The organism is Cryobacterium sp. TMS1-20-1, from assembly GCF_004402355.1.
In the GTDB taxonomy this organism is placed as follows: domain Bacteria; phylum Actinomycetota; class Actinomycetes; order Actinomycetales; family Microbacteriaceae; genus Cryobacterium; species Cryobacterium levicorallinum.
In genome coordinates, this window is record NZ_SOGF01000043.1 from 1 (window position 1) to 9,366 (window position 9,366).

The following is a 9,366-nucleotide window of genomic DNA, read 5'->3' on the forward strand; positions in this document are numbered from 1 at the left end:
AACGCAAGGTCTCGAAATGGCCCGCCAAACGCTTCCACCACGCCCACTGGCCACAACCCGGTCACGAGCCAGAAATCACCATTCAAGTGCTTAACTGAACGGTATTGCCTTTTAGGGGCTCCCACTGGATCCCCCGGTCGTCAGGCTACGACCAGGGGGAAAATGGGCATGGCGAGGCACTTCGAGGGCTACGCCCGATCCCTGCTGGAAGTTCAGATCGTGGTTTTTGGGGCGCTGCTCGTCGTGGGCTCGGCCCTGCTGCTCAGCCGTCCGAACAGCCTGGACCCGGTGTTGTACGGTACCGGGGCAAGCCTCTTCGCTCTCATGACGCTCGCGACCATGCTCGGGAACCGCAAAGCACTGTTCCAGCGGTTCTCTCTGCTGGTGCCACTGGTGGATATTGTGGGCATCCGTTTGACCGCACTAGCTGACGATCCCATGCTGTCGGGTGGGGCGCTGCTGCTCATGCTGCCGATCATCTGGATTGCCTACTCCTTCGGCCCGTGGGGCTTCGTGATCTGCCTCGCCCTCGTGGCAGCGACGAGCCCGAGCAGCTTTTTCGCGGGCTACGCCGACTTCGACTCCAAGCAGTTCACCCACCTCGTCGCCTTTCCGCTGACCATGGTCATTATGTCGGCGGCAGCGGGAGTGTCGGGCACGCGCATCCATCGCAAACGTCGTGAACTGGCCGCGAAGACCGCCCTCACCGAGCAGGCGGTGCGGGCCCGGGACGACCTGATCGAGGCGGTCACCCACGAACTGCGCACTCCGCTCACCTCCATCCTGGGCAACGCGGACCTGGTGCTGCGCGCGAGCGAGCAGGCGCAGACGCAGGCGCAGACGGTGGAGCGGCGGGCCGGGGTGATCGTGCGGAACGCCGAGCAGATGGAGACAATCCTCGCCGATCTGCTGCTGGCGCGCAGCACGGGCACCTCGCAGCTGGAGCTGTACCGGGCGGCCACCGACATTCGCGTACTCATCGACCACTCCCGGGCGGCGAGCCGTGCCGCCGCCGATGCGCGCCAGGTCACGATCGTCGTCACAACGGCTGCCCCTGCCTGGGCCGAGGTCGACCCGAATCGCATTCGGCAGATCCTCGACAATCTGTTCACCAACGCCGTGAAATACAACCGCATCGGCGGCACGGTAACCGTGAGCGAGACACGCGATGCCGACACGATGACGTTTGCGATCACCGACAGCGGATGCGGAATCGCTGCGGCCGATCGCACGCGGGTCTTCGAGCCGTACTTTCGCACCGAGTCCGCGCGGCTGTCGACCCAGTCCGGTACCGGGCTGGGCCTCGGCATCAGTCGCGACATCGCCCAGCGGCACGGCGGCGATCTGCGCCTGGCCCACTCGTCGGCTGCGGGCAGTCGGTTTGAGCTCACGCGGCCGCTCGCGGGGGTGACCGTGGCGCCGCCGCCGCTCAGCGTTTCTGCACTGCGGGGTGGGTGCCATGACTGAAATCGCTGAACGCGTGGCCGTGGTGCTCGAAGACGACGCCGATATTGGCGAGGTGCTCGAGGCCATCCTCATCGAGGCCGGATTCGTCGTGAAGATCGCTTGCACAGGCGCCGCGGGGGTGCAGCTCGTGCGAGACCTGAATCCGACGCTGACAACCCTCGACGTCAACATGCCCGGCATGGACGGTTTCGAAACCCTCAAACGCCTTCGCCTACTGACCGACCGGAGCATCATCATGATCTCCGCCCGCTTCGACGAGATCGACGTCGTACGGGGCCTGGGCGCCGGAGCGGATGATTTCGTGGCCAAGCCGTTTCGCACCGGGGAGCTGCGCGCCCGCATCGACGCCGTGCTGCGGCGAGCGCCGGTCGCGGCTGAGCCCGATTCATTGGCAAGCGGATGGCTGCAGCACGACGGCCTGCGCCTCAACCCCGAGCGGCGCCTCGTCGAGGTGGAACGGGCATCCGTTTTACTGACGCGCAGCGAATTCGACCTGCTCGCGAGCCTGATCCAGCACGGCAACCGGGTGCACAGCAAGGCCGAGCTCATTCTTGAGTTGCGCGGGGAGAGCTACGTCACGAGCGGTCGCGTGACGGATTCCGACCGGCGCTCCCTCGAGGTAGACGTGGCCAATGTGCGCAGAAAGATCGGGCGCACGAGCTCCGGGGCCGAGCGCATCGAAACCGTGCGCGGCGTCGGTTACCGCCTGGCGGCGGCCTCCTAGGCCTTCTTGAGATCGCATCCGTCGATAAGTGAACAAGAGGGACATCCTTCACCTGCTGCAGTTGCAAGCAGCCGCAAAAGGCAGCGAAAGCGAGTCGCGAAGTATCGCGACCAGACGGCGTATCGCGGTCATTCAGCGCTTCAAAACGATCAGCCCGAAACGATTCGAAGCCACGTTCGCGCCGGATGGCCGCATCGCCTGGAGCTTCGACGGCACCACCCTGGCGTTCCTACTTTTCGGAACGCACAAGGTTCTGGATATGGACTAGCCCCTGGGCGGGCGGACGCATCGTGGACGTTGACGCTGCTGACCTACCCAACTGCGCTGCGGCAGCGCGTGCACAGTTCGCTGATGCCAAGAGCGAGCACACCACATTCGCCGGCGCTCCTGCACCATCATCCAGACGATCTTCGAATTCGGCAAAGGCAAGCACGTAGGCGAGATCACTGCGCGTCGTCGATCGCGGTGATCCATTCGTTAGTGTTCAGGATCGCTTCGTCGAGCGTTAGTGTAATGCCCGTGACTTCCGCGGGTCTTGCCCAGTCGATCTCCCATTGCTCATTGGTGGCAATCGTCGGCGGCCACGTTCGGGGAGTCCGTCCGAGCAGTGCGGGCTTTCTCCGGCAGGTCAGCGAACGGGTCGGCCACGGTTCCCCATCCTCTCGGCGAGCTGCACGCGCTCCGCTTCCGTTATGGCGCCGCGCGCCCGTGCCGTTTCGAGCGCCTGGGTAACGAGGTAGGTGGGGACGCCGGTGTCGATGCCTTGCCGGATCGCGGTCGAGATCGTGACACAGGGGATCCCCTCCCACCAACCAATCTCGTCAGCGGTGAGGTCCTCGTGGTGCACGACGATATTGACGCCACCCGTTCGTCGCACACGATCATCTTTCGGCACGGTGACGTGATATTTGTCGGGGTTAATGTCACAAAGGTCGTAGAGGTCGAGCGCGGTGTCGTGGGAGAGCGCAGCGTTGCCCCTGCCCGTCCAGAGAGTCGCGAATCGGTAGTCGGCGGAGCGTTCCCGAGGAAGTTCGTCGAACCGGTACACCCCCCGTGCCTCCCTCGCGAGTTTCCCTCGGTGAGCAAGGAGGCGTAAGGCTGTATCTGGCAGACCGAGTGCGTCGGCGTCTGCGGCAGTGACGTATCCGTCGTGTTCAACGGCGATCGGCCAAAGCAGTTGTCGAGTAGTCCGCATGCGCTCCCTCTTTCTGTCAAAAGAGTAGCATAAATGCAACGGTCTTGACACTCATTTGTCAAAACAGTCCCGTAAATCGCCGGCTGGCGCGGCAGACCGCGCTGCACCATCCTTCTTCTCGAGAGCGGATGCGGGAGGGCCACCTCACTATGCGCCGCCGGCGTCTGGCGGTGTATCCGGCGTCACAGGCTCGCTCGATGGTGCCAACGGTGGCCATCGTGCCCGGCACCGCCACGCCAAGGCTTTCGGCGAAGTCCTTCACGAGATTGCCGTCCTTGAGCATGAGCATGAGCTTGAGCGCGAAGCTCGGCGAGTAGTCATTTGCGACAACCGCAGATCCGACACCGTCGAAGATTCGACTCGGGACTCATCCGGGTCGCCTTCGCGAGAATACATGTCCAAGCACCTTCTACGCCGCCAATTGGCACTGATAGAGCCGCCGACAAGAGCGGATGCGAGATGGCGGCGCCACGCAGGCGGCCCGCGCGAGTCCAGAGAAGTCTCGTTAAGCTCGACCAACGGTTAGAAGTTTCTTCCCCAGCCCCTCTCGCTGAGAGCCCTTCAGTAGTACTCGATCAGGCCTTCGCGCAAAGCCCACTGCCGAAAACCCCCTCGCCCGAACGGCAGAAAGTATTCACCCGAGATAAGGTCATCCGCCAGACTTTCGACCATCGGCACCGTCAGCTTTGCCTCGCGAATTGCTTTGCAGAGCAGTGGAAGAGTCGCGGTGACTCGCATGCCCTTCTCTTCTGCAATCTGCCGAGGCGTTGCATCATCCAGCACGAGTTCGAACCCACGCACCTGTCCGAGAGCCAGCACACCGCATTCGCCGGTGTTCCTGCCATCATCAACCAGACGATCCTCGAATTCGGCGAAGGCGAGCACGTAGGCGAGATCGGTACTTCGGTCGACGGTAATCCAAGCCGCGTCGAGAACTTGACTGAGGGCCGGAACCTCGTGCGACTGCCGCCGTAGCTCGTCCTCAACGCTTTCCGGGATCACGACGTATCGGTCACCGGCCAGGAAGTGGAGTACCCCCAGCCAGCCTTGCACTGCAAAGTGTCGAAGCGGACCCGTGTCAAAGACCAGAGTCTCCGGTGGAGCGGTCACGAAACGAATTTCCAGAGTTCATCTTCGCGCCGAGTTCGAAGAGGTGGCAAGTCTTCCTCATCGAAGGTGTTCTGCAGCAACCCGAGCGCGCGCTCCCGGCTGATCTTTTCTTCACGGACCAGTCGCAGCACGCCTTTCTGGAACGTAACGGGCAGGCTCGTGGCTTCCATCTCTGTCGGCACGTTGAGCCCGAATTCGACTATGTCCGCACGGGTGGTGGAGACCGTGCGAATGAACGCAGCGACTTCACTGTCAACTATTTCCAGCTCACGCAATCGTCTCGCGAGTGTTGCCATATCGACGCGAAACTCGCTCGCCAATATCACGGCGGCCTCACGCGAGCCATGTGCCTCGTAATTTTCTTCCCACAATCCCCGGAGACCCCGCTTGGGAAGAAGCAGTGCCCGAGCGAAACGGTCGAGCGTGGCTTCGATATCGCCGCTGTGCTCAGAGATTCGCCAGTCGATCGTGTAGTCGTCTGCGACCAAGTAGTGTCCGAGCTCGTGTGCAAGAGCGAGTCGCCTCTTGCCGACCTTGTTGTAGCTATTCACCAAAGAAACACCGCCGGTCCGCAGCAAAATCGTCCCGGCGTCAGCAGTGTCGACCCCTAGATCCAAGGAGAATGCGCTCAGACCGATTGCTGCCACTCGGTTCGCCAGTTCGTGCACGGGCTCGGTACGGCCCAGGTCGAGCAGATGCCGCGCGGTGTCGGCGAGATCTTCAGCCGCGGCGTTACTCACTGGACGTGCGAGCGGTGTTTTCACGAGTCGCTGCGAGTGCGATTCAGATGCCTCCAGGGACTGCACAAGCTCTACATCGGCCGCCAACCCGGCAAGCAAGTGATCGATCTTCGAATCGACCGTCTCCAGTCCCTGACTGGAGCGATGCGACACCAGCGCCGGAAGCGGCTCGGAGAAGAACGAGGACATGCGAACGCCAATCACCCGGGCGATGCCGGACAGCTCCAAGGCTGTGATCTTCCTCGTACCGGCTTCTATCTTGCTAACCGCCGTCCGATCCAGCGCGACGAGGCTGCTCAGGTCTCCCTGTTTGAGGCCGGCACGCTCACGCGCTTCTCTAATGCGCGCGCCGAGTGTGGTCGCATTGATCTCATCCATGTGTGCCATTTTCGCACATTTACGAGGAAAAGCGTTAGGTTGCTGCCGACTCCTCCGCCGCGCGAGGTGCCAGGTACGAGCGATCGAGGCCACACGTGCGAGAACCCCGGCACTCGCCCCGCTACTGAGCCAGGTCCACTCCGGCGTCAGAGGCGAGAACCTTGATGAGAGCGGATGCGTTCTCTTCGCCGTATCCGGCGTCAACGGTTCGCTCGATGGTGCCAACGGTAGCGATCGTGCCGGGCACCGACACGCCGAGGCTTTTGGCGAAGTCCTTCACGAGATTGCCGTCCTTGAGCATGAGCATGAGCTTGAGCGCGAAGCTCGGCGAGTAGTCATTTGCGACAACCGCAGAACCGACGCCGTCGAAGATGGGCGAGCGAAAGTCAGTGACGGCGAATACTACGAGAACGTCGTGCAGATTCAGGCCGGCCTTTTTCGCAAGGGAGAGTGACTCCCCCAGCGCCTCCAGCTGAGCGGCAACGGCGAGGTTTCCCACGAGCTTCATCTTCGCGCCATTCCCCGACGGCCCCATATAGTGCAGCGTAGCGCTGATCGGCTCGAGCACGACTTTGGAACTTTCGAAGGTCGCTTCATCTCCGCCCACGACGATCCAAAGGCCTCCGTTGGCAGCCTCTCCCTTGGAGCCGAAAACGGGCGCGTCGAGAAAACGCACGCCGCCGCGCGCAGAAAAAGCCGCGGCTTCCGCTGCGCTGGCAGCCGGGGAGATGGTCGACAGATCGATGACGATCGACGTGACCGGCAACGAGGTTGGCGACCATGCCTTGTCCTATGGTGCCTAAACCGATGAATGCGACTGCGCTCGTGTTATTCCTGACTCATAGAAGGGTTCGCGTCACCGGTACGCTGTCACCGCTCCACCTCGTCGCACGCTACTTCCACGCGCTGCGACTCAATCAGGTTCAGCACGGGCGTGTGCACGACTTCAAGCTCTCCATGCTGTGCATCTGCGCCAATAAAGTAGAACCGCGTCGTCGACGTTTCTCCCGGCGCCAGCTCCACCGCCAGTTGACTCACCGGATACCCCGAATCGCTCGCCGGGTGATAGGGAACGGTCTCTCCCCCGCGCGTTACCCCCAGGTTCTGCGAATCCGGCGGCCCATAGACCAAAATAATCGTCTTGATATTCCCGCGTACCACCCCAAACGTGCCCGGCCCGGTCACCGACCCCGGCAGCGATACGTTCGCGTCGAGCGGTGCCGTGTTCGTCAGGGTCACATCAACGGCGTAGTACGGTCGCCCGTCATTGCGACAGGTCACCTCGCCCAGGTCAATGCGCGTATCGAGGAACGTATTCATCTTCGCCCCCGTCGCATCATTGAAATAAACCCCAATTCTTTCAGCGGATGCGTCACTCACCGGCAAATCGCCGGTCAACGTCGTTCCCGCCAACAGTTCTTGATCCTTCTCGTGCGCGCTCCAGATCAGAATGCGTCGTTCATCACCCGCCTGCGCGAGGGCCGAGATGAGTGCCGCCGGGTCTGCCTGCCCGCCGGAAAGCGCCAAGAACACCGCTGCCGCCGCAGAGGCAAACAACCTGTCCTGGTCGGCCGGGTCGTCGTAGTTCGCATAGACATCGCTGAGGAGAAGCTGCACAGCGTTGTCGCTCGTGAGCACCTCGCCGGTGGCCAGGGTGATCGGTCCGGTCGCGCGCAGCAAATAGCTCAGGGCAACCGGATCAAGAGAAATAACTCCGTCAACCTCGGTGCCGTAGGTGCGCTTCCACATCTCGCGCGTCAGCGCGCCGGTCGTGGCGAACTGCGGAGTGAGCGTGACGTCACCCATGAACGTGCTGACCCGGTCGGTGTAGATGCCCCGCGTTTCGAGCGGCAGATCGAGCACGGGCTCGTCGAAGACGATGCCGGCAGCCGAGGCCTGGCGCGTGATCTGAATCTGACCGTCCTCGGTCGAAATTTCGGCGAACGCGCCCGGTAGCCCACCAGTAGCGCGCACCTCAGCATTGTTCTGAAACAGCAAGAGGTAACTGCGATGCCCCTTGGCCCCGAGCATTGCTGGCAGCAGCTGCACCGCGCGATTCACTCCACCCACGCTCGTCGTCGTCGTATCGACAACCGCAGAAAGTTCTTGGGCCGCGGACCGCACCTGGGCCAAAGTATTGGACGTGTCGATAGCTGCTATATCTACCGTCGCCTGAGTCAGCGCTACGTCGACACCAATCATGATCGGTTGGGCTTGCACGAGTGGCGCTAGGTCAACGGCGCCATTTGCAGGACTAAAGCTGGCAAGGTCAATGCTCCCAGCCAGCGATACTAGTGGCATGACTGCATGCTCGCTGATGTCATCAACAACCTGCGTGAGCTGCCGAACAGCCGTCAAGTTCGGTCCCAGATACGGAACGAACTCAAACGCCCTCCAAACCGGGTCGCTCGCGTGCCCCGCCGCTGCGCGAGCGTTCTCGGCAAGTTCAGTTGCAGCCTCCTGCGCAGCGGCTATGTCCCCAACGACCATAGCCTGCTGAACAACGGACGCGAGTGGCACCGCCTGCTCCAACTCCGACTTTGCCATCAGCGATTGAAAGCCCACCCAAACTGTGGCACCCACCAGCACCACGATTACACCGATAAATACTCCGAGCCAAAACCTGCGGACACGCCGCCCGCCCACTTTGCTGCTCTTACCCTTGCGATGCATGCCCATCCATAGATTCAACCAGATCCTGGGGATGGACCGTTCTCCGGAGGCGAAAACCATCCGCCGCCAGTATCAAGGGCTGGTGGACACCGGCAAAGTCCCGGAGCTGATGAGCATGATCGCCTTCGAACGGTGCGCCGCCGACAACAACCCGGACACCGGACTGCTCGGAATCGTTTATGTTGATGAATATTCGCTCTCCTGGGGGCCGGTGTTATTGACCTTCGGGGCCACTAATCCAAGCGGTGAGTAGCGTGTTCTGGGGCCGCTGAATATTTCCGTTAGGGGCCGTCTGCTTAACCATGCCGGATGTTTATGTCCGTGACGCCTCTCACTATGCGCGCGATGAGGAGGTCAAGTGATGTTTACCAGCGTTGATTACGACAAGTTCCGGGCTCTGCGCGTGACCCACGTCGCGACCCGGCTGGAGGAACTCATCCAGGACGAAGCCAACGATACCCTCACCCCCGAGCAGCTGTTCCTCACCGCGGTCGACGACGCGTTGGAGTCTCGACGCATCAACAAGGTCGACAAGCTCATCCGTCAGGCTGCGTTTCCGATCCCGGGCGCCACCGTGGCCGAGGTCGACTACCGCGAGGGACGCGGAATCACCCAGGTCAGAATGCGACGCTATGCCGCCCATGACTGGCGCTCCGATGCGACGAACCTGCTGATCATTTCGCCCACCGGCGGCGGGAAAACCTATCTCGCCTGCGCACTGGCCATCGGCGCCTGCGAGAGTGAGCATTCGGTGCTCTACTTCCGGATGGACGACCTCGCCCGAAAGCTCGTGATCGCTCGCGGCGACGCCATCGCCCACCAGAAACTGTTGAACGAGCTCTCGAACGTCGACCTGCTCATCATCAATGACTTCCTCACCGTCGGCATCGACAGCGACGCTGCCAACGACCTGTTTGCGATCCTCGCCAACCGGGAACACCGACTCCCAACCATGATCGCCTCGCAGACCGGACTGAGCTGCCGCGGGGATTTCGGACAGCGGAATTAGTGGTTTCTTCTACGCTGCCAGGGCTGGCTTTTCATAACCGTAGTGCACTTCGTTAGGCCGTCGGTACCCG

10 protein-coding genes and 1 pseudogene are annotated in these 9,366 nt (G+C 62.0%); 5 read left to right on the top strand and 6 right to left on the bottom strand.

Features of this window, described 5'->3' with window-relative positions; all coding sequences use genetic code 11:
* Nucleotides 1-168: 168 nt before the first annotated feature.
* Genes E3O45_RS08795 through E3O45_RS08805 form a run of 3 tightly spaced genes read left to right on the top strand, consistent with a single transcriptional unit; the run spans nt 169 to nt 2,459 of the window.
* Nucleotides 169-1,467: a cell wall metabolism sensor histidine kinase WalK gene (locus E3O45_RS08795; RefSeq protein WP_166789441.1), complete on the top strand. Its 1,299-nt coding sequence runs from the start codon at nt 169-171 to the stop codon at nt 1,465-1,467.
* Nucleotides 1,460-2,191 (top strand): response regulator transcription factor, encoded by a 732-nt coding sequence (locus tag E3O45_RS08800; RefSeq protein ID WP_134443065.1) that lies wholly within the window; start codon nt 1,460-1,462, stop codon nt 2,189-2,191. The genes E3O45_RS08795 and E3O45_RS08800 overlap by 8 nt, the downstream gene beginning before the upstream one ends.
* Nucleotides 2,192-2,219: 28 nt before the next feature.
* On the top strand, nt 2,220-2,459 hold the full coding sequence (locus E3O45_RS08805) for a hypothetical protein (RefSeq protein ID WP_134443066.1): 240 nt from the start codon (nt 2,220-2,222) through the stop codon (nt 2,457-2,459).
* A gap of 360 nt (nt 2,460-2,819) precedes the next feature.
* Here the strand turns inward: E3O45_RS08805 and E3O45_RS08810 are convergent, their stop codons facing one another.
* The 6 genes and pseudogenes from E3O45_RS08810 to E3O45_RS08830 form a co-directional block, all read right to left on the bottom strand.
* Nucleotides 2,820-3,239, bottom strand: coding sequence for a hypothetical protein (locus E3O45_RS08810; protein WP_241985294.1), 420 nt, complete (start codon nt 3,237-3,239; stop codon nt 2,820-2,822).
* Nucleotides 3,240-3,386, bottom strand: a pseudogene (locus E3O45_RS18405) (type IV toxin-antitoxin system AbiEi family antitoxin domain-containing protein); the annotation flags it as partial.
* A 561-nt stretch (nt 3,387-3,947) separates the two neighbouring features.
* On the bottom strand, nt 3,948-4,496 hold the full coding sequence (locus E3O45_RS08815) for a nucleotide-binding protein (protein WP_174843075.1): 549 nt from the start codon (nt 4,494-4,496) through the stop codon (nt 3,948-3,950).
* A complete protein-coding gene (locus E3O45_RS08820) occupies nt 4,493-5,614 on the bottom strand; it encodes a helix-turn-helix domain-containing protein (RefSeq protein WP_134443068.1) in 1,122 nt (373 codons plus the stop codon). The genes E3O45_RS08815 and E3O45_RS08820 overlap by 4 nt, the downstream gene beginning before the upstream one ends.
* Before the next feature lie 121 nt (nt 5,615-5,735).
* The gene (locus tag E3O45_RS08825; protein WP_134443069.1) at nt 5,736-6,380 is read right to left on the bottom strand and encodes an NAD(P)-dependent oxidoreductase; all 645 of its coding nucleotides are present in this window, start codon (nt 6,378-6,380) and stop codon (nt 5,736-5,738) included.
* A gap of 104 nt (nt 6,381-6,484) precedes the next feature.
* The gene (locus E3O45_RS08830) at nt 6,485-8,293 is read right to left on the bottom strand and encodes a DUF4012 domain-containing protein (protein WP_166789442.1); all 1,809 of its coding nucleotides are present in this window, start codon (nt 8,291-8,293) and stop codon (nt 6,485-6,487) included.
* Here E3O45_RS08830 and E3O45_RS17530 point away from each other — a divergent pair.
* Nucleotides 8,286-8,540 (top strand): hypothetical protein, encoded by a 255-nt coding sequence (locus tag E3O45_RS17530; protein WP_166789443.1) that lies wholly within the window; start codon nt 8,286-8,288, stop codon nt 8,538-8,540. The genes E3O45_RS08830 and E3O45_RS17530 overlap by 8 nt on opposite strands.
* A gap of 108 nt (nt 8,541-8,648) precedes the next feature.
* Nucleotides 8,649-9,296, top strand: coding sequence for an ATP-binding protein (locus E3O45_RS08835; protein ID WP_134443072.1), 648 nt, complete (start codon nt 8,649-8,651; stop codon nt 9,294-9,296).
* Nucleotides 9,297-9,366: the final 70 nt, after the last annotated feature.